The sequence below is a fragment of the Actinomycetota bacterium genome (assembly GCA_030774015.1).
Taxonomy (GTDB): Bacteria; Actinomycetota; UBA4738; order UBA4738; family JACQTL01; genus JALYLZ01.
In genome coordinates this window covers 12,936-33,957 of record JALYLZ010000078.1, presented here as the reverse complement: position 1 = coordinate 33,957, position 21,022 = coordinate 12,936, and the positions used below count along the sequence as shown (strand labels likewise).

General features: G+C 66.2%; 14 protein-coding genes. 4 read left to right on the top strand and 10 right to left on the bottom strand.

All coding sequences use genetic code 11. The features are described 5' to 3' along the window. Window positions 1–114: 114 nt before the first annotated feature. Together M3Q23_08130 and M3Q23_08125 are read right to left on the bottom strand one after the other, a co-directional pair. Window positions 115–804: a hypothetical protein gene (locus M3Q23_08130; protein MDP9342054.1), complete on the bottom strand. Its 690-nt coding sequence runs from the start codon at window positions 802–804 to the stop codon at window positions 115–117. Further along, the gene (locus M3Q23_08125; protein MDP9342053.1) at window positions 797–1,246 is read right to left on the bottom strand and encodes a hypothetical protein; all 450 of its coding nucleotides are present in this window, start codon (window positions 1,244–1,246) and stop codon (window positions 797–799) included. The genes M3Q23_08130 and M3Q23_08125 overlap by 8 nt, the downstream gene beginning before the upstream one ends. Before the next feature lie 614 nt (window positions 1,247–1,860). Between M3Q23_08125 and M3Q23_08120 the strand changes: the two genes are divergently transcribed. Together M3Q23_08120 and M3Q23_08115 are read left to right on the top strand one after the other, a co-directional pair. Continuing rightward, window positions 1,861–2,478, top strand: a complete 618-nt coding sequence (locus tag M3Q23_08120) for a helix-turn-helix domain-containing protein (GenBank protein ID MDP9342052.1) — start codon at window positions 1,861–1,863, stop codon at window positions 2,476–2,478. Window positions 2,479–2,550: 72 nt separating this feature from the next. After that, window positions 2,551–2,919 (top strand): transposase, encoded by a 369-nt coding sequence (locus M3Q23_08115; protein MDP9342051.1) that lies wholly within the window; start codon window positions 2,551–2,553, stop codon window positions 2,917–2,919. A gap of 217 nt (window positions 2,920–3,136) precedes the next feature. On the opposite strand, the gene M3Q23_08110 is transcribed toward M3Q23_08115, so the two are convergent. The 3 genes from M3Q23_08110 to M3Q23_08100 form a co-directional block, all read right to left on the bottom strand. Then, a complete protein-coding gene (locus M3Q23_08110) occupies window positions 3,137–3,613 on the bottom strand; it encodes a hypothetical protein (protein MDP9342050.1) in 477 nt (158 codons plus the stop codon). A 566-nt stretch (window positions 3,614–4,179) separates the two neighbouring features. Continuing rightward, on the bottom strand, window positions 4,180–5,751 hold the full coding sequence (locus M3Q23_08105; protein MDP9342049.1) for a hypothetical protein: 1,572 nt from the start codon (window positions 5,749–5,751) through the stop codon (window positions 4,180–4,182). Next, window positions 5,748–7,526 carry a patatin-like phospholipase family protein gene (locus M3Q23_08100; GenBank protein ID MDP9342048.1) on the bottom strand — a complete coding sequence of 593 codons (1,779 nt, stop codon included), beginning with the start codon at window positions 7,524–7,526 and terminating at the stop codon, window positions 5,748–5,750. The genes M3Q23_08105 and M3Q23_08100 overlap by 4 nt, the downstream gene beginning before the upstream one ends. 1,705 nt (window positions 7,527–9,231) lie before the next feature. On the opposite strand from M3Q23_08100, the gene M3Q23_08095 reads away from it, so the two are divergent. Beyond that, window positions 9,232–9,834 carry a PadR family transcriptional regulator gene (locus tag M3Q23_08095; protein ID MDP9342047.1) on the top strand — a complete coding sequence of 201 codons (603 nt, stop codon included), beginning with the start codon at window positions 9,232–9,234 and terminating at the stop codon, window positions 9,832–9,834. A 26-nt stretch (window positions 9,835–9,860) separates the two neighbouring features. Here M3Q23_08095 and M3Q23_08090 read toward each other — a convergent pair whose 3' ends face one another. From M3Q23_08090 to M3Q23_08075, 4 genes are all read right to left on the bottom strand, one after another. Continuing rightward, window positions 9,861–10,493, bottom strand: a complete 633-nt coding sequence (locus M3Q23_08090; GenBank protein ID MDP9342046.1) for an ABC transporter ATP-binding protein — start codon at window positions 10,491–10,493, stop codon at window positions 9,861–9,863. Window positions 10,494–10,615: 122 nt separating this feature from the next. After that, window positions 10,616–13,309, bottom strand: coding sequence for an ABC transporter permease (locus tag M3Q23_08085; GenBank protein MDP9342045.1), 2,694 nt, complete (start codon window positions 13,307–13,309; stop codon window positions 10,616–10,618). Window positions 13,310–13,686: 377 nt separating this feature from the next. Next, entirely contained in the window at window positions 13,687–14,184 is a 498-nt protein-coding gene (locus tag M3Q23_08080) for a hypothetical protein (protein ID MDP9342044.1), read from the bottom strand. 50 nt (window positions 14,185–14,234) lie between these two features. Next, on the bottom strand, window positions 14,235–14,819 hold the full coding sequence (locus M3Q23_08075; protein ID MDP9342043.1) for a DoxX family protein: 585 nt from the start codon (window positions 14,817–14,819) through the stop codon (window positions 14,235–14,237). 1,950 nt (window positions 14,820–16,769) lie between these two features. On the opposite strand from M3Q23_08075, the gene M3Q23_08070 reads away from it, so the two are divergent. Next, on the top strand, window positions 16,770–17,468 hold the full coding sequence (locus M3Q23_08070) for a hypothetical protein (GenBank protein ID MDP9342042.1): 699 nt from the start codon (window positions 16,770–16,772) through the stop codon (window positions 17,466–17,468). Between the two features lie 595 nt (window positions 17,469–18,063). Here M3Q23_08070 and M3Q23_08065 read toward each other — a convergent pair. After that, window positions 18,064–21,018 carry a DUF6519 domain-containing protein gene (locus M3Q23_08065; GenBank protein ID MDP9342041.1) on the bottom strand — a complete coding sequence of 985 codons (2,955 nt, stop codon included), beginning with the start codon at window positions 21,016–21,018 and terminating at the stop codon, window positions 18,064–18,066. Between the last annotated feature and the right edge of the window lie 4 nt (window positions 21,019–21,022).

Sequence of the window (21,022 nt, the reverse complement as noted above, 5' to 3'; positions counted from 1 at the left end):
GTTTGACAGGGGGCCGCTGGCGAAGCGGGGCCACGACGCGCCGGAACGATGCACCTGCCGGGAAACCGGCGGGACTGAGCCCGGCCGCCTACAGCTTGCCGACCAGCCAGCGGCCTACCTCACGCGTTCCTGATCGCGGGCAGTCGCTCGGCCCAGAGGCCGGTCGAACTCGCCAGGTAGCCCCTCTGCGAGCTTGTCATAGAGCTCTCGACCTCGGGCGAACACGGCGCGGGTCACCCAACCAAACAGCGCCGCCCCCACGAGATACAGGAGGCCTGCCCCCAGCTTTAGAGGAAGAGGCGCGGCCAAGCTCACCGAGAGGGCGCTCAGACCGCCGAACGCAATCAGCAGGACTGCCGGCCAAAGCGCCGACAGGACGCGGAAGGGACCGATGCCGCGTCGTTGGCTGACGAGTGGCATCGTCAGGTGGCGCAGCGATGGGATGCGGCGCAGTTGGCCTGCCGAGACACCGAGACGGCTGGCCAGTTCGCGTTCGAGCTCACGCAGGTAGAAGCTCCGCATGGTAGCGACCGTCCCCACCTGAGCAAAGAACGCGAGCACCGCCAATGGACCCAAGGGGAGGAGGGCGAGGATCTGGCGAGGGATATTCAAGCAGCCGTGGGTGCGATGAAGCATCGGGCACGACTTGAAGACGACGACTCCCAGGCCGCCAAGCAGGGCGATGCCGATGCTGATCAGGGCCGTCGCAACGGCATCACCGCCGCGATCGTCCTCGCGGGTCGCCTCGAAGTCTGCAATCAGTAGCTGATCGCCCGCGTCAGCCTCGCGGGTCATGTCAGACATGGCTGGCGCACAGAGCTTCGATCAGCCTGTCCGCATCTACTTGGCGCACCATGAACTTGATGATGACGTGATCCCCGATGCTTCGAATGAGGCGCGGCCACAGCTGCTCATCGCTTGCGGCGAGGTCCTGGTACACGAAGGGGGCCCTCAGGAGCCATGCAACCATCCCGTCGGTAAGGGGCTGGTCGCCAGCCACGACCGTTCGCGTGCCTTGGAGTCGCTTGTAGAGGCCGCGAAGTTCCTTGCCCCATGGCTTGCGGGCTCGAGGGATCCAGCCGACAAGGGGAGACAAACCCAACGAAGTTGCCGGCATCCGGCGGCTGTTGGACGTCAGAATCAGTCTTGGGCCTGGCTCTCCGAGCGCCCCCGTCAACCGCTGCACCGCAGCCCGTACTTGGGAGGCAGTTGGCCGGTAACCCGTCAGGGTGTTCTCGACATCCACGACGATATACTCAGCGCAGGAAGCATCACCCAGCAAGTCGAATACGGCATCGGACCCATGAACGACAACGCACAGTGTGGTCCACCCCATCCCGTCTAGATTATGAGCTTTTCATGTTGAGGAAAGTCAACTGCTCATCGGGGGTCGGGACCGACATGATGTTGCTCGACCAATAGGCCTTGTCCTGGCCGATACAACGACGGGCCCACCAAAGCGAGGTTCGACGGGTGCGATCCCGCCGCTGCTTTGGATGCCCACGACCTGGCAGGACGGTGCCTGAGCACCGCGACCTCGATCTTCATCACATCTCGGTTCTTGGAGCGGGCTAGGGGGAGGAAGTCCGGAACGCCCGGACAGAACTCCAGCCGGCCACCCAGCTCCCGAAGCCGAGCATTCGTCAGGCCCTCCAGTTTGTCTGAAGGGTGCCAATACTCCGATCCATCAGGCCGCCGGAACTGTAGGGCGCGGAAACTCGGATCATCACGCTGCGCCCGCGCAGTACTCGTGGATCAAGCCTCCGACGACGTCTTTTCGCTGGATCCGGCTGGGCGATGGCGTGTGGGGCGCGGAAACTCCGATTCGCCCTCTGACCACCTGATCCGTACCATCCGCCGGTGCTCTTCTTCCTCCTGTACGCGGCTCTTCGCCGGGCACTCCGAGTGTTTGTCGGCACGTCTGCTCGGCGGTCGCTCGAGATCGAGAACGTCGTGCTTCGGCATCAGCTCGCCGTGCTCCGGCGCGGCGTCAAGCGGCCGCGGCTGCACCCGATGGACAGGATCTTCCTCGCCGCAGCAAGCCGGATGTTGCCCAGGGAACGATGGTCGTTGTTCCTGGTCACCCCCCAGACCCTGCTCCGGTGGCACCGCGAGCTCGTCCGTCGAAAGTGGACGTACCGACATCGTCTTGCCATCGGCCGGCCTCCAGTGGACCCGGAGCTCCGGGACCTGGTGATACGAATGGGCCGTGAGAACCCCCGATGGGGCAGCCTGCGCATCCAAGGCGAGCTGCGCAAGCTCGGGATCCGGCTCGGGGCCACTACGATCAGGACCATCCTTCGCCGGGCCGGGATCGGCCCGGCCCCTCGGCGGGACGGGCCCACCTGGGCCGAGTTCCTCCGCTCCCAGGCGGAGGGTATCTGGGCCTGCGACTTCCTCACGGTGGAGACGGTCTGGCTCCGGACCTTGTACGTCCTGTTCTTCATCGGTCACGGCGCGTTCACCTCGCCGGCGTGACCGCCCACCCCGAATTCCGCCTGGGTGACGCAGCAGGCTCGGAACCTCGCCCTCAATGGTCGGCTCGAGAACGTGCGGTTCCTCATCAGGGACCGGGACGCCAAGTACCGCGGGTCCTTCGACGAGGTGCTCCGGACCGAAGCGGTCCACGTGACCCGGACGCCGATCCGGGCGCCACGGGCGAACGCGGTGGCCGAACGATGGGTGAGAACCATCCGTGGCGAATGCCTGGACCGGACGCTGCTCCTGTCGAGGTCTCACCTCGAGCGAGTGCTGCGCCGGTACGTCGCGCACTACAACCGGCAGCGCCCCCACCGCGGCCTGCAGCTGAGGGTGCCGGTCCCGTGCCCTATCCCGCTGCAGCCGGCGTCGCCGAGTCTTGTCCGTGGGATGGCCGTCCTCGGTGGCCTGATCCGCGAGTACCACGTGGACGCGACGTGATGATCCCGGGTATTCGCGCCCTACAGGGATACCGTTCAGTGTCTCTCCCAAGCCGAGAGCCTGCGATCGAGGTTTCTTTACCCAATAAGCGAATCGGCCCTTTCTGCGCCTCCAGCGCTATAGATTGAGTAGGGGGCCGCATGTGATTGGCTCATGGTATCGGCTGCCTCACAACCCGCGCGGCCTATCTCTGACAAGGACCAGGGACGGGCCAAGGCTAGCTATGGCCTACGATGTAGGCAACGCTTACCACCAGAAAGATGGCAGCACCAATTTCGCATCCTAGTGCGGCAGCGAGGCCATAGGATTTCAGTCGGTTCATCTTGCGGGCAGCCCTCAGAACATCCAGCTCGTTCTTCAACAGGGCGCCTTGGATCAACTGGCCAGACTGGGCCTCTTCAAAGAGCTCGTTAAGGAGGTGACTGCGAATCGCCCTGTACCCTGGGAGAGGCACGTTGCTGAATAGGCCCAGCACAGCCGCTGCCACAAACAGCCACAGTCCGGTCGCGATGAGATGATGCTCGTGTTCAAAGAGATTCGCGAAATGGGTGCCCTTGCTGACGATAGTCACAGCCGCGAACACCAACGTGACCAGACTCCCCGAGGTGGTGACTACGGTGATGCCGCGCTGTTCTAGTGATTTCTTCCTGTCCCACTCGGCTTCCAATTGCAGACCGGCCGTCGCCATGATCAAGTCCAAACCAGCCTCGCCGTTCCTTTGGCCGGGAGGTGAAGACATGGGTCCAGGTGGGACGTCGCCTCCGGCCACAGGCTCTCCCTTCTACAGGTTGAACACTCGAAGGTCGTGCAGGGGAGTTGTGGCTCGAAAAGCCACCGCGGTGGGTGACCGGGTGAGAGCGAAGAGGCACCAGCGCCCGGTGCCGCCGGGTGGTCGTCGTCGGACCTTTCGACGAGGTGAGCGGGAATGGCGCTTGGTCGGTTTGGGCGCAGCTTCCGGGCCCCTTATCTTGTTCCTCAAGTGCGTCCTCCGCCTAGGGATGTGAATCTTACTCTCGGGTCACATTGGAAGGCAAATGGCTATCGATCCGCCCAAGACAACTCGACCATTGGGCTGGGTTGAATACGCCCGATCACCAAGGACCCACTGCCGCCAAGAGGGCACGAGCCAAGGACGGCGGCCGACGGAATTCGGAGCTGAGGGCCCCCACCGCCACGTGAATGAGAATCCGCCCAGTCTTGAGGGATGAATCAGCCTTTGCTCACGCACTTATCTGATAGTCTCAACTGGCCAGAGTCTCCTCAATGCGATACGAGCTTGCCGATGATGGCCGGGAGCCACACCGTGATGCCCGTAAGCGGGATCACGGTGGCGCCGACGAACTTGGCGAAGACCTTGACGTCAAACGGCCAGCGAGGGATGAAGCTGCTCCTGCTGTGGGCGTCCCGGAGAGAATCGAGTCTCTTGACGAGAGAGTCGAACTCCTCCTGTTCCTCGTGTTTCACTGGATGAGCCACATCCCGGCTCGCGGTCTCGTCGGCATTCTCTTCCGGTCCGACCGAGGACCCCTCTGACGGGGGACTCGTGGCGGGAGCGAGCTCCAGCCGGGCGGCGGCTCTACCGATTGCCTCCGCGAAGACGTTGATGCGCTTTCCGATCACGGCGGCCTCCGCGTACAGATCGGGGTGTTGTCGGACCATCGCCCGGTGAACGAAGTACAGGGGAACGAAGAAGGTGAGCACGGCGAAGGCGAACGTCAGCGCGAATACAATGACCACGTAGGCGGTCAACCAGCTCAGGGCGTGGTGGGTGACCCTTGATTCCAGATCGAGGGTGGCCTGGAGCATGGCGGTCTTCGATGACAGGACGGCCTTCGGGGTGTTCTGGGACAGGTTCGCCACCGCATCTTGGAGCGCCGCGACGCGGGACAGGAGGCCGTTGGACTTGGGGGTGAGATGGGCGAGCGCGAAGAAGTTCGTTTCCCGGAAAGACCCCGCCCGAAGCATCAACAGCCATGCCGACGGGTAGACGGCCACCACGCCCCAGATCACGGCGATCGAGAGGCACAGTCCCCCGAGGGGAGCAAGGCCGCCGCACTTGTCGGGATGCTGACGCAGGAGGCACAGGTCGAAGTCGGCCGCCAGGTCGCGCACCGCGCGGGCTAGGACGATCAGACGGACGGCCACGAATCCGATAGCCACCACCAGCAGGAATTGGATGGCCAGGTCGACGGTCAGTAGTCCGCGGGCCACCGGATGAAGATCAGCCACATGCAAGGGATGGGCCAGCGGGAACCCCCAGCGGAACCCCACCGAGGGGAAGAACGCGTAGAAGAGGAGGCCGAGGAGCAGCCCCAGACCGAGGCCCGGCCACCACCGGTTTAGCCGATATTGGAGCCTTCTGATGAATGCGGTGTACTGGATGTCGATTGAATGGCGGATCAGCGGCAGCGCCTCACTTCGCATGCGGGGAGCCGACCCAGTTCCCTTGATGTCGTCGTCCTTCGAACCGGGCCGCATGGAGTCCGCGCGGCGCTCCCTCCGCGCGATGACGCCTCGCTGCCACAGCGCGCGGAGGACGTCGTCCCTGATCCGTTCCAGACATCGGTAGGCCAGCAAGGACGCGATGCTGACGAACACGTGGGGAGTGAGGATCAGCACCAGCTTCAGACCGGGAGCTCCCAGTCGGTCGAACAGCGCCCAGTCGACCGGGATCAGCGCGAGCTGGATCCACCACAGTTTCCGTACGAGCCCCCGCAGCCTCCAATTCTCGATGGGGACGAAGCCCTCGAGGACGTCGTCGACTGATTCCGAGTCCGGTTCCGCTGTGGGTGTAGAGGCGGTGGCTGGTTCAGCGTCGAGAGTCTGGCTCATTCGGCCGTCCACCTTGGGCTACCCGCTTCAGGGGTCGCAGGAACGCCCCGCTTGCGCAGCCGGGCCAGGCGTCCACCTCGCTGGAAGACGGGCTCAAGGAGCGCCAGGTACAGGCTGGACCATACAGCTGCGATCCAGGCGGTGAGGAGGGCGTTCCTGATCCAGCGCAGGATCGTCGCGGCCTGGGTATCAAGGGCCTTTGCTCCCCAGGTAGTCGTGGGGATCAACAGGCCCATGGCCGCGACCACCACGCCCACGATCAGCCACCCGAGGGAGATACCAGAGTTCCAGGACCTGGCCAGTGCCCATCCGGCCGCACCGGCGGCCAAGACCACGGCGGCGAGAAAAAGGATGGCAAGCGATGTGTACAGGCGGAACACCTTCAGGAACCTGCTCTGGCCGATCTTCAGCTGTCGCAGGTACTCCTTGGTCGGATGCGCCAGGTAGCCCCGCACCTCATGGCGGCCCAGCGCTTCTCCGCCGAGGGGGGGCGGGTCGGTGGACAGGAACTCCCCCCCGGCCCAGTCGGGATCGCTCACGGCCGAGTCCGCAACCAGGTACCCCGTCGTCATCAGCGACTTGAACTCGACTTCCGTGAAGGAGTCGAGGTCGGTTCGAATGCCGGCCAGGAGCTCGACGGCCCTTGGGTCGATCCCCGGAACTTCGGAGCTCTGCTCCAAGGGTTGCGAGTCGCCCGTCCCCGTGGGGGTGGTGAGATAGGGAACTCGCTTCACGGCCTCACCCTTGCGGAGGTGGATGAGGGCAAGGGGCGTCGGCGCATGCTCCTCGCGGCGGCGCTCCGAGGCTCGGAACAGCTCCTCCTGGCGGACCCTGCCGTACAGGATCTTCTGGGTGCGCAGGAGCACTGAAACGAATGACGTCCGGGCCTGCTCTTCGGGGGCCATCTGGCCGCCGGTGTCGCTGACGATGAAGTGGGTGCACCCCATGTCGATGAGCGTCTGGATGCCCTGGTTGTCGTGGACGCCCCCGTCCGTGAGCTGGATGCGGATGCCCTCGTACATGTCGGAGATGGCCATCGGTTGCAGCCCGCCCGGGAAGGCGGAGGACGCGGCGACGGCCACCGAAACCGGGACGTCTCCGGGGCGCTTCCGGAGGTCGTCGTATCGAGGTGGCGAGGCGAACTGCGTGACCTTGTCGATGTCGCGTGCCTGCCCGGCGAGAGCGGACTCTCCCATCGTGAGCGGCGAGAACCGCCAGGCCCGTCCCGTCGTCAGCGAGGTCGCGTTCAGGAACAGCGATGGCCTCTCGCCTCGCGACGGGGCACCGTACGGGATGCGGGCCACCCCTTCCAGATCGCGCATTCTGAGCCCTGGACTTAAACCGTTCGCTTCTTCGAGGAAGAGGGCGTCGTACAGCTCGGCGAACCGGTCGCTCCGCGAGTAGTCTGCCTGGCACATTTGCAGATTCCGGAAGTAGTTGGAGAACGTCCTCACCCGGACGTTGCGCTTCACGCATCCCGGGAAGGCCTCGGCCATCTCCGTCACGAGCGCCGCGAGGTCGCCGTCTTCGAGTGGTGATCCGCCGGACTCCGTCAAGCGGTGGAGGAGCTTGATGTAGAAGACGGCCCCCACCGTGGATCCGCCGGAGACCGTGGCTAAAACCTCCACGTGCTTCAGTGCGCCCAACTCCGCCAAGCGCAGCAGCACCCCAATGTGGAAGAAGGCCGTTCGGAAGCCGCCCCCCGACAGAGCGAGCCCCAGTTTGGAGGGCCCCGCCGGCTTGTAGGGGACGATGCGCGTTGCGAACTCAGCCATGATGCACGAGTCCCCCTCCCGGTGGACCGGTCCCACCAGAGGCGGCGATCTGGGGATTCCTCGCTTGGAACTCCGGCCGGGAAAGGGGACAGCCCAATCTTGACGATACGATGAAAGGACTATCGAGAAGCCTAATCTGTGCCACCCCATGCACCCCCGACGGCGAAACATAACGAAGCATTTCGGGGGGTTACCGCTACTTCTACGCCGCAGCCACAACGATTGTCAAGGGCGTTAGATCGTCGAGAACGATTGAGCTGACGCAGGGGCGCCGGCTCGACGCGACCCGGCGACTCGGCTGGACCAACTTGACGCGGTTGGGGTTGCCGAAAGGGCGCGAGAAGGAGGCCGATACGATCGAAGAGGTTGCGCTCATCGATACCGCCAGGTGCTGGGTTGAAGGCGTTGAGCATTGGCACGAGCCGGGAGCGTCAATCGAGTTGGGGAAGGCTCGCGCCCGAGGGGAGTCATTAGCCAGAGCAGGCACCATTCTTCCTCTCGTGGCCCAAGGCCGACTGATTCGGCGACGGTGCCCTTACGATTGAAGATGGCGTCGGCCCCCGCAACGTCGTCCCTCCTGAAGGGCCGACTCGGGGCCCTGTGACCAGCCGAGGCCTGGCATCGGTCGCCCACGTCCGATTCGGCACCTCTCCTCCGGTACATTGTTGCGACGCCAGAGAAACCTGTAGGGCGCGGAAACCTCGATTCGCCTGCTGACCAGCACCTCCGTACCATCCGCCGGTGCTCTTCTTCCTTCTCTACGCGGTGCTTCGCCGGTGGCTCCGGCTCGCCGGCGGCCAGTCGCGCGAGCGTGCCCTCGAGGTTGAGAATGCCGTGCTCCGCCACCAGCTCGCGGTTCTGCGCCGCGGGTCGACGCGTCCTCGACTCCATCGCCTCGACCGAGTGTTCATGGCCGCGGCGAGCACGCTCCTGCCGCACGAGCGATGGTCATCGTTCTTGGTCACTCCCCAAACGCTCCTCCGCTGGCATCGGGAGCTGGTGCGTCGGAGGTGGACCTACCGCCGGAAGAGCGCCCCGGGCCGTCCTCCTATCGACTCCGATCTCAGGAACCTCGTCGTCCGCATCGGCCGGGAGAACCCCAGGTGGGGATGCATGAGGATCCAGGCGAGCTCCGCAAGCTCGGCATCCGGATCGGCGCTTCGACGATCAGGTCGATCCTGCGCCGGGCCGGCATCGGTCCGGCTCCCCGGCGGGACGGACCGACCTGGACTGAGTTCCTCAGGTCTCAAGCAGAGGGTATCTGGGCCTGCGACTTCTTCACCGGTGGAGACGGCGTGGCTGAGGACCATGGACGTGCTGTTCTTCATCGAGCCATGAGCGAGTGCTTCGGTGGCGGAGAGTCCGTGGGGAAGGGGCCCCCTTTGGCTCTGGCGGAGTGGCCTCCAAGACCGGGATCATCAACCTGCCGTCTCGCTTCTATCTGGTCCACGCCGGATACACGAACTCGCAACTTCAGGAAGAGCAAGAAGCGGGACTGGCCTCTCCTCTGGTCTGGTGCACCCTCAAGGTCTTGATGGTGCGCCGGCCTGTACTTGCATCGGGCCCTCGGGGGAGCCTCTCTGACTTGGGCTCGGAGGCGGACGAGACAGGAAGTCGACCCGCGGACTCGAATCCGCCCTGCTCATTCGGTAGATTGTGGGCCGGAGAACCGGTCTTCCGGGCAACTAAGAGGAAGTAGGTCGACATGCCGATTCATCACGCTGTGCTGGCCCTTCTGGCTGAAGGACCGGCGCATGGCTACGAGCTCAAGACCACCTTCGAGGACGCTGTCGGACCCCAGTGGGGTGGACTCAACATCGGCCACCTCTACCAGGTGCTTGACCGCTTGGAACGGGACGAGCTGGTCGTAGCCAAGCGAATTCGCCAGACCGACCGGCCGGACAAGATCGTCTATCAGCTGACGGACTCCGGCCGGCAAGAACTCGAGCGCTGGTTGGCAGAGCCGTTCGTGAAGGAGGGCGGCTATCGAGACGACCTGTTCCTGAAGGTCTTCGCTGGGTCGCGGCTCGGTCGAGACCAGCTTCGGCGCGTCATCAAAGTTCAGCGGCAGGCGTACCTTGCGGAGCTGGCGGCTCTCGGTGAGTTGAGGGCGCGCCATCACGAGGACGCCCTGGTGGCACTCCTGATCGAGGCGGCGGCCCTGCACACCAAGGCCAACCTGGGAGTCGTGGACCTTGCCGAGAAGCATGCTAAGGCGCTCATTCGGAGCGCCGGGGCTGAACAGCATCAAGGCGGGGTATCCGCCGGAAGCGAGATGCCAGCCCCAAGGAAGTCCGTGGCCAAATAGGCCTGCGGAATTGTCAGCGCGCGACGCTAGGCTCCCGGGCCGAGCCCGGTGATTCGGTGGAAGGCGTCTTCACTGTCCTCCCCACCCTCGCTTCCGACGAGGGGGAAGTCTTCCGTCACGCGCCCGTCCTGGAGCCGGATGATCCGCTGACAGCGGGTGGCCACCATGGGGTCGTGCGTGGCGACCACGATGGTCATCTGGCGTTCCGCCTGTAGATCCAGCAGGAGTTGCATGATCTCGGTGCTGGTCTCTGAGTCCAGGTTCCCGGTGGGCTCGTCGGCGAGCAAGAGTCCGGGCGCGTTGATGAGCGCTCGCGCAATCGCCACGCGCTGCTGCTCGCCACCCGAAAGGCGGGAAGGGAGGGAGGCTTCCTTGCCGCCCAGTCCAACCGCCCGGAGAAGCGTGTGAGCCCGGGCGAACTTGTCGAAGGGGGTCCGATAGGGGAGTACGGGCGCCGCCACGTTGTCGAGCGCCGTGAGCACCGGCAGCAGATGAAAGCGTTGGAACACGAACCCGATGCTGCGCCGGTACGTCGCCTGCGCTCGTCTGGAGAGCCGGGTGATCTCTTGGCCGCCCACTCGAACGGTGCCCTCGTCAGCGCGCTCCATGGCCCCGAGCAGGTGGAGGAGCGTCGACTTACCGGAGCCGGAAGGTCCCATGACCGCCACGGCTTGCCCCGGAGGAATTGCGAGAGAGACACGATCAACGGCGACGGAGACGGAGCCATTGGCGGGGTACCGTTTGGTGACCGAGTCAAGTTCGACGGGAACGCCCAATGTCTCTACTCCTCGGCCAGAATCGCCGGAAGCGCCATGCGCGCGACAAGAGCCGCGGGGACGAGCGCCGCCATGAGCCCGACGAGCGTCCCTGCAATGGCCGCGACACCCGAGACCAGGAACACGTTGGCGTAGTGGCTGCGCCCCACCGCGACGGCCAGGAGGCCCCCAACCACACCCCCCGGGACGCTTCCGATCAAGCCCATGCCCGCTCCTTCCAGCGCCACCAGGCCGCCCAGGCGGAGCTCGCTCCAACCCGTCGCCCGAAGAGCCGCGAGCTCGACGGCGCGTTCTCGAAGATTGAGCATGAGCACATCGGCGACGGCGAACCCTCCCAAGGCGACCGTGAGGATCACGCTTGCGAGGTCGGCGGTCCGAACCTGTATGGACACCACGCCTCCCAGGAGGCTCCCGACGAGCGCCCCCCTGAACGCGAGGTTGACGGCAAGCAGTACCGTCAGCGCCCCCACCCCGATGAAGAGCCCGCCAGCTCCGAGCAGGGTGCGACCGGGAAGCCGTCGAAGGTTGGCCATCGCGAGGTGCCGCGTCCGCCGGACACCGCGGCCACGTGCCCCGCGGGTGACCGGCACTCTCAGGGCGTCGAGGGGGACGCTTCGAGCCGCCACCACCGCGGCGGGGAGGCCCGCGAGCACGGCCAGCATCACGGCGACGGGAAAGACCACCAGGGCCCGCAGGGCCGAGAGCCGAAGGTGCAGCACGAGGGTCAGCACCAGGGCCAACCCCCCTCCCACGAGTCCGGCAGTGAAGCCGATCACAGCGAGTTCCAGAATCACGGAGCGAAAGATTCGTCCCTGCGACCACCCCAGGCTGAGCAGCGTCCCCAGTTCCCGCCTGCGTGACCGAACGGCCGCAACGGCACCGTTCGCCAGAAACAGCGAGCACACTGCCAGGACCAGCACGAAGAGCGCCAGGCTCTTTCGGTCGAGGGCCCGGAGGATAGCCACGGCCACCCCCTTCTTCGTCCACCCCTCCTGAAGGAGGAGTGGCGGCCGTCCATACCTTCCCGCAGGCAGGCCGATGAGCACGGGATGGGGCGACGACCCCGCGGTGATGTCCACGGTCAGGTGCGTCCGTTGCTGGATCAGCTGCGCGACCGTGCGGATGCGGGCCAGGCTCAGCGGATCCGGCCCATTCACACCTGCCACCCGCACCCGGATCACGCTGATCGGGGCCTGGGGGTTCGCCGATCCAAGGACATTCGACCGTTCCAGGAACCTCACGGATGAAAGGGTGGTGAGGACGAACGGCGGCTGCTGGATGTAGCCGCCGAGGTTCATGCTCGGAAGGAGAGGACGCCCGTGCAAAGCCTGCTGGCTCGATGCGTCCGCCGGTGTCGCCAGCGGAGGTGCATAGGCAGCCAGAGGAACCTGAGACAGGGGACTGAAGCCGGGGAGTTTCTGCGGATCGTAGCGGCCCACGACGCTGAACCGGAACGGGGGGGCATCCTCGGCCACCACATGCCTGCGGAGGCGGCGGAACTGCACGTCCTGATTTCCCGGGGCGGCCAGCTCTCCCCTTCCGGGCTCCAGGTAGACATTCGCCGGGTTGTTTGTCGGCTGAGGAGCCAGATACCCCGAGTCGAGGGGCCGGTAGGCCGCGGGCGTGACGCTCCAGTACGCGGCGGTCCCTGACAGCTCGCGAATCTCACGCCGCCACAAGACGTCCGATGCATAGTGGAACCGGGCGATCGTCCTCCCCGGGAGATGCGTGGTGAAGGCGAATGCCCTGTCCGAGGCCAAGACGCCAGGAACGTCGACACCTGGAGGGATCTCCAGCCGCTGGATAGCCACGTCGAGGGGCTCGTCCACGTAGGTCCGGCTGCTGACGACCACCGGTAACGCAGTCACGCCATCCGCCTTCGAGGGCCCATCCCCCTCGTCGAGGGAGCGCCCCTCCACGACGGCGTGCGTCAGGCCCAAGAGCCTGTCCTCCTGCACCGGGTCGACGGCGGCGACCAGGACCGGATAGAGCACGTCGGTCGCGGACCCGACCCTGCCATGGCGGAACGGTATGGGGTTGGCGATGCGGGTGCCCGGGGACAAGGCGGAGAAGCACTGGAGGTGCCACCCGGCGGGCGTGCTGTAGCGGAAGGGTCCGGTCTGGGGAGGTTGGCCCCGAGCAAAGCCGAAGCAAACACCGAGGCGGCTGCCGTTCGGGAGGATTTCGTATTGCCGGCGGGAGATGGGGTCGACCCGGGTGTAGTAGATGAACGAGTCCTCTCCCGGGTAGTGGGAGGTTCCACGATCCGCCCTCCAGGTCAAACGGAGCCGGTAGAGCTGGACCGGATCCGCGTTGAGGAGGCGGTTGATCGTGAACCGCACCCTCTCGAAGGGCGCGATGTAGCCCAGGTTCGCGATGGGGGCGGCCGCCTCCACCCCGGGGAGGTTGAGGACCTCATGCCACTGCTGAAGGGTGATCCCTCCGAAGATGCCGCTGGCGAAGTTGTCGGCGACGAGCCCTTCCCGCCGTTCGATGACCCCGGAAGAGCCGGGCGGCCGCACCAGGATGTCATAGGCCGCCCTGAAGTTCCGGCCGATGGTCCCCTTGATCTGGAGTTGGCCCGTGTCGGCGGCCGCCGTGAGGAGGGTGAACCCCACCGCCGCCACCAGAATCCCGGCCCCGAGGGTCAAGGTGCGACTCGGGCGATGCCGGAACTGTCCGTAGACGTATCTCAGCACCGGGTCGCTCCGGAGTGCATGCTTGGGATAGGCGTGAGGCTCGGCTCTCTAGGGGTGCCGCTGTCTCCAGGACGGTTCTTCAACACACGAGGGTATAGCAGTCCCCCACGTTGTTGTGGCAGGTGCAGTACTGCCCACAGACGCCGTTGCAGAGGTACTTCACCTGGCCGGAGGGGCATCCCCCGCCACCCGGCAACGAGCAGTTCTGTTTGCAGCAGACCTCGTTCGAATCCGTGGACGCCCTGGCGATGCCTGGGACGGCGAGTGTTATCCCGATGCCTGTGGCGATCGTTCTCGCCGCCTGACGAAGGAACGTTCGACGGCTGGTTGCTGCTGGCTCAGACACGACCCATCACCCCTTCCTCATCGAGCGCCCTTCAGGCGTGACCGGCTCCGACCGTCTTCCGCAGTGTCTCGGCAAGCTCAAGAAGGGCTTCGGACGTACTCGTAACACCACTCGCGGCGACTGTCCCATCGGCGTTGACCGCGTACCCGAACGGCGTCGCAGCGTTGGCGAAGGCCCGGAACGCGCTCACGTCCCGGAGGACCTGGTGCCCAAGACCGTCGAATCCGTTCGGCTGATCGTGACCGTCGCGGATCACGATCATGGGAATCGGGAGGGGAGAGCCCAGGCCTCGAAGCTCTGCGGCGAGATCCAAGCACGGAGAGCAGCCGGGGCTGACGAGCAACACCACGACGGGCTCATGTAGGAGTTCGGCGGAAGAGATCAACCTGCCGCCGTCGTCGAGCACCTCGAAGGCCGGCACCCGGCTGCCGACTGGGAGCCCGCCGTGGATCTGCGACCCGGCCCGACCCTCCAGCGCCTCCAGAAGGAGTACGACCCGACGCATGAGGCCGAGGATGAGGAACCCCATCAACCCCACCAATGCCGTGAGCCCAAGGAACGCGACGATCCAGGGCCAACTCACGGCGGACCGCTCCGACCGATCGGTTGGAAGGAGCCCGCCGTCCGGGAAAGCCGGAGCGCCTCCTTGGCCAGGAGCCAGGAAAGCATGACGATGAGCGTCAGGTCCACAGTGGCGAGCCCGGTACTGAGAGAGGGGACCGGGGGGCCTGACGCTCGCCACAGCGACTCCAGCGAGAGAACCGTGGGCGGGTTGGTGGCTACCGACATGCTCATAGCCGTGAGGCCCCCATTCCGCGCCACCGTCCACCACGTGATCGACTTCGGGGCCGTGCCGCCCGAGCATCCGCAGTCGATCGCTCTTCCTCGCACGAGGTTGACCGAGACAGCCGCGCCGAAAAGTATGAGGAGCCCGGTTACGGTCCAACCGGTCAGGCGTTGTTCAATCCCGAGCACGAGTAGGACCCCCAGGGCTGTTTCGAGGATCGGGAGCCACCGGCCGATCCATTCGGACAGCGGGGCGGGCGCCAAGCGGTAACTCTGGACGGCCCGCGTGAAGGCAGTCCGGTTGCCCATCTTCGCGAGGCCCACCCTCAAGAAGATGAGCCCCAGCAGCAACCGGAACCCGAGGGCTGCTGAAGTCACCCGATCTCACCCCTCCTTCTACTGCCCGGTCGCAATCTACCCTGTCACAAGGGAGGCGATCAATCGCCTGGGTGGGTGAGGTAGGGTGTCCCTCCGAAGCCAGCGGTGACATCCTTCGACTCCAGTGGGCTTCTCAGCGCAGGCAGGGCGACGGTACTTCGGGTTGCCCCCGCGGCTTCCCCTCCAATGGCTGTCTGGGGTCGGTGGTCGCCGCGCCGAGCAACTAACGTCGTTGGTCTCGAGGAGTCTGCTCAGCTCAGCCGAGACGCCGCGCTGGTCGGAGGTCGCAGCGGAATGCTGAGCCCGGCACGGGCGGGCAGAGGTTCAGTCTGCGCCCTCTTGCATAATGGCAATGCATTGCGAACTCGCTTTGGACCCGAGGCCGGAGCATTGTCGGCATCGTATGTATGGGAAAGCCGCCTGCTATATTCTTCACTTGACCGGACGAAGGAGGGACGATGGCAGAAACGACTGTGGCATTGCTCACGTGTGATATCTGTGGAAAGCCCGCGAGTGCCTCGGTCACGTTCCGGCTCGACGGTCAGAACCGAATTACGGATCTGTGTGACTCGCACCTTCAGATGTTCACGAAGAACAGCCGGGTTCCGCGACGGGGACGCAAGGCCACCACCACGCTCAAGGATCTCGGGCTTCGTGTTCAAGCGGCTCCGCGTCGCGGACGTCCGTCGAAGTCGACCAGCCGCGCCCAATCTCCAAGGCGCCGCAAGGCGGCGGCCTCGACCTCCTAGCCCGAGACTCACGCCAGGCTGGTCGGCGAACAGGCACGAAGCGATCAAGAATCCGCCGCCGGTCCTCCCCTCGTCAAGGCTGGCGCTTGCCGCTCTACATTGCTACAATCTAGATCAGATCCTGGGGATCGAGGTCGCCGAGAAGCAGACCAGCGTGGTTAGTGGCGATGCGTGCTGGGCGTTGCTTCTGGCGGAGTCTGGGCACACGGTGGGCTGGGTCGGATGCTCCACCTGGGGGGTAGATGCGGACGGCTGCAGGCCAGACGATGGCTCGTTTCTTGGTCCAGTGGGATCGCCGGAGGAACTCTCGCGTTGATGACGCGAGAGTTCCTCGTTTCAAGGACGGCAGCGGGTGTCGCCTCGAAGCATCGAGAGAGCCTCACTGATATCAACTCGTGCTCAATGTGCGTCGACCGAGTGCGCTATCGTGGGCTTGTCCCCCAGGCGTGCGGAACTCCAGGGCGAATACGGGACTTCGGTCCCGGTGGTGGTGGTCATAGGGTAGGGGCCAGGATGGCGGGTTGAGGCTAACCACTACGTGAACGATTCGGCGAACTCGACCACGTGCCCGGTGGAAGGCTGACGTGATCGCCGCCGCGCGCCTCGCCGTCCGGCCCGGGATCTCCTCGGGGACGAGATCTCCGAGCGGGATCCTTCAGCGCTGTGGCGGAGGGCCGTGCCCTTCTGGGACTTGGGGCCACGACGAGGACCGCTCGAGCTTGCACCGCTCGACGCACGGCGCCGCCTGGCCGAACCTCGTCGCGCCGGTCGTTCACGAGGCCCTGCGGTCCGCCGACTGGCCCATGAACTCGGCCACACGTGGGTTCATGGAATCCCGGCCCGGACACGCGTACAGCGCCATGCGTGTGCACGCTGACGCGCGGCCAGCGGATCCACCGCCGCGGATGCCCCTGCCGGGCCGAGCTTTTCCGTCCAGCCGAGGACCGCGCCGCCGTCCTGGCCCCCTCCCGCAGTCCGGGACCGGTCGCGACAAGATGTCGCAAGGCTCCGGATCGAGCCGAGCGCCGGCTCGAGAGGAGACATCGATCGGCTCGATCGCCAGATTGGCGGCGGCCTGAGAACCGGAACCAATTACGCATTCGACACGGGCCAGCTGACGGAGGCGCATCTGTCCGATCCCGAGATCATCGCTCGTCTCAATGCGCTGTCCAAGGCCGGCCTGCGCGAGTACCTCAAGATGGTGTCGGACCAGGCCGTCCGTGACTACATCAAGCAACTGATCGCATCCCGCCCGGTGGAGGTGTGTACCGCTGACGAGGCCCTGCGGACCAGCCGGCTGGCCGAGCGGGCCCGGAGCGACTCCCTGCCGTTTCTGGCATCGGCCCGAGTGGCCCTCGATCGCCTCCACGGGCGGTGGATCGACAACAAGCCCGACCTCCTGTCGGGTGCTCGGCGCTTGGAAGGGGAGGTGGCCTGTGCGTTCAACAGTAACTTCAACATCACCCCCACGGACCCGGACTACGGCGTCCGGCAGATCTGGCTGATGTCGCGTCTTCGCTCCCTGGAGAGCAAGATGAGTGTCACGGCTCCAACCGCCTGTGAGACCGGGGACGATTCCGAGTGCAGCGGGACCAGCCAGGACACGGTCGCGTACGTCCGTGGCGGACGTCCTCCGATCCATTTCTGCCCGCAGTTCCGAGATGATCCCGATGCCATGAGCCGGCAGGCCAACGTGATCCATGAGTACGCGCACCTCTTGCCCGGGGTCCACGATCAGGGCGGGTACGCCCTGGGCGGATTTGGAGCTCAGGTCATGACGTGCAGCACGGGATTCAAGTTCCGCGCTAGCAGCGATGTCCTGACCAACACCGCGGATGCGCTCGCGGGGTTCGTCATGCACATCGGCCAAGGGGGAGCGGACGACCTTCGCGTGCGCTGACCTGAGGGGTGCGACGAAGCTGGCTCCCCCGTGGCCAACGTCCCAGGCCTCACCATGAGTGGGGGCGCTAAGCGTCTCAAGATGAAGCGAATAGGATCGGATGAGTCGACCCCTTCAGAGTGCGGCGCTGACTTGTTCCGTCAGGGCCGCAGCGGTGGAACCGAACCGGCCCGACTGGAGAGGCTCTGTTGCCACCTAACAGTCCGCCCAAATAGATAGGCCCAAGAGGACGCTCAATTGAATCTAACTACAAGAACGACTCAAGGGCCTAACGCTTTGAAAGTAAGCCCGCCTCTGTCTCTTGGTACGCCTCGTCACGCTCCGCCTATCCACGACCCCACGGAAACCTGGTCGACTTCGCCGGTCAACTCCGAGGTCACACACTCGAAACTTTCACTAACACGAGCTCCCTCGGCCTTCCCAGCGAGTCCTCCGAACGCTCCCTCCCCAGGGGCCGCTTCCAGACATCCGATCTGAAAGACGGTTCCTTGATCCAGTGCGAACGAACAATCTTTGCATCCTTCTTGTACCTCGCACGACTCGCTTCGTCAAGAGGCCGGATGAGGCCTGCCCATCCTGCCTCCGGGACGGTGGGTCACCCGATCGCCAGCCAGAACGGGAGCCGGAGGACCCCGCCCCGCCGGCCGTCCCCTGTGGGGAACCGCAGAACGACCGCGCCATCCTGGGTGACGCCGAACCCGTCCGCGTCGAGGAACCGGTTCGGGTCCGCTCGTGACCAGATGTAGTTGCCGTCCACGATGAGGCGCACGCCCACCCGCGGGACTACCAGCCTCCCGACCGTGCCGCTCAGCTGGTCCAACCAGGCGGCCGCCTGGTCCGTTGGCGTCCAGGAGAGCCGGCGTCCCAGGAGCACGGAGCCGATCCGACCGTTCAGCGTGACGGGCGTGGTCCCGACGACGGTGCTGCCCCAGATCCCGGCGTCCGCTGGGTTCAGCGGAAAGGGGAGATCCACGACGAGCCGGATCACGGGAGCGACGATCTTCGTGACGATCAGATCGATCGGCTCGGACGGGGTCAGGATGATCCCATCCTTCAGGTCCCCCGGTGCCACGACCTGGTCGAGCTGCAGAGCCTGTCCGGTGGTCGAGAGCGAAATGCCCCGGAGGGTGACGCCGGGCTCCGCCCCGCCCCCCGTCAGCTCGCACAGCTTGTCCAGGGCCTGCTGGACGGTGTCCGCCCCCGCCAGCTGGTCGCAGGGGTCGTAGTGCACCTGGGAGGCCGTGCTGAGGTTGGCCGTGAACGTCACCGCCGTCAGCGGCAGAGGGTTGCCGGCTCCGTCCAGGAGCGTGGCGGCCAGCTGCTGCACGGGGGGCCCGCCCGAATCCGGGAGCCAGGCGCACGAGGCGAGGCCAGTGGCGGGGTCCGAGCTGGCATCGAGCGAGGCGGCTCCCGGAAATCCCGTCGCGTCGGCGGCCACCTGGCCGTTGTCCGACGGCTGGAATCGGACCTTGGCCCGGCCCACCGGACCGCATCCGTCCACCACCCGGACCTGAAGGGCCTGGGGGACCGGGACTCCCGGCATGGCGTCCTGCCCGTCACCGGCGACGCGCTCCAGGCTCCGGAACGACTGCATCCGCTCGATGGCGTCCTGGACCGTCTTCGTGCCCGCCAGCGGCACGCACTTCTTGGGGTCGAACGCGACCTGGTCGGCGCGGCTCACCGTGGCGGTGAAATGGATCGGCGGGACGGCCAGGCCGTTTCCTCCGTCGTCCAGGAGCACCGCCTCCACCCGTTGGGGGCGCGTCCCCGGATCCGGCGTCCATTGGACCCTGGCCACCCCGGCGGCGTCGGTGGCCACGGGAGCCTGGGCGGCCCCGTTCACCTTCCCGTTTCCGGCGGTGACCTTGAACAGCACGGGGGCGTTCTTCACCGGCCGGCTCCCGAGGGTCACGGAGACCTCCAGCGGCGAGGGCAACGGGGGAACCACGGGCGGCGATGCCGTGAGGTCGGGCAGGGCCTCCTGGCCGTCCCCACCCACGTAGGAGAAGGAGGTCAGCTCCGTCAACGGGGGGAACAGGCGGCGGCAGTCGCTCACCAGCGTCCACGTGTCGACGGCGGCCCGACGAAGGAGCGCGAGGGGAGCGTAGTGGTGCTCGATGCCCGAGGCGGGCAGGAACGCGGGCTTGGTCGCATCGGTGGGGTCGGCCGGCCATTCCACCTGGTGGGTGAGGGTCCTCGCTGCCACGGTCCAGTAGTCGCCGCTTCGGTATGTGCCCGGTGCGAAGGCCACCAGGACCCCCCGCTCGAGTTCCACGAAGGGGCCGGCGGTTACCACCTGGGGACCGTTGGAGTCCCATCGGCGGACGGTCGGGCGGGTCCCCACGGCCGGCGGGGCTCCGCCGGGGAAGCTCGACGCGGTGAGCTCGTTTCCCTTCACGCTGGAGACCGGGACCATCGGGCCCGGTCCACCCCCGAGCACCCCGGCCTCGTCGGTGATCTCCACCCAGTCCCCGCCGGCGAACCCCGACACGGCGTCACGGTTCGGGTGGGACACCGTGATGATCGAGGTGACCGGGTCGATTCCCTGGAGCCGGGCCACCACGCTGCCGTTGTCCCGGGACCACACGAACGAGGCCACCCGGCGCGCCTTCAGGCCGGAGTTGCCCTGGAGGGCGGTGAGCGGCGAGTCCACGGTGAGGGTCAGCGTCCCCGCATCGACCTCCGTGACCCGGGCCACCGTCCCCGGGCCGTTCGCCGCGTCGGTCTGGTCGCTGAACACCTCCACGACCTGGCCCGGCTTCCATCCGGTTCCCCCCACGGCCAGCGACGTCACCCGGACGTGGGTGGCATCCACGATCGTCGCGGTGTCGACTGCGGTGCCTGGCGGCCGGGGGAACGCGAGGGCGGTCCCCCCGTCGTGGATCTCCACCCGGTACAGCTGGTTCTCCAGACCGCGGAACCCGGCCCCAGCCGGAACCAGGCACTCGTCGCTGTTCTGCTGGGCCTCCTCCGCCTTCGCCGCCAGGCGGCCGGTGCTCTCGGACCCCGCCGGGGCCCAACCGGTCCCCAGCGCCGCACAGGAGGGCGCCGAGGTCGGCTCCAGCTTGACCTGCCACACGGTCTTCGTCCGGGTCGCGGTGTCCGGGCCGCCCAGTGCCACCTCGCGGATCTCGTCGTCCTCCAGCACCGTGACGTGCCGGCGCCAGACGTCGAGGTAGGCGACGTAGGTTCCCTCCTGGCCTGGCAGGCCTGCGCCGGGCTGGTCGGGCTGCCCCTGGACGGACACGGGAGCCTCGTTCTCGCACAGGATGCCGTCCACGTAGTAGCGGCCGGCACCGATATGCACCTTGGCGGCGGGACATCCACTGGCCGAGATGTCGCCGCCGTCACAGGAGAACGCGAATCCCGCGTCGTCGAGGGGGGCCCCGGTCCTGCCGACCACGTCCGAGGCGACGGTCTCGTCTCGGTGGGCCTGGATGTCGATCTGCTCGTTCCAGTCGGCGTCGAGCTGCACCCGGCCCTGTTGCTGGAGCACGGCCGCGTAGTGCTCCGCGGGGCGAAAGGTGGTCCGGGAGAAGTCCCCCTTCATGGCA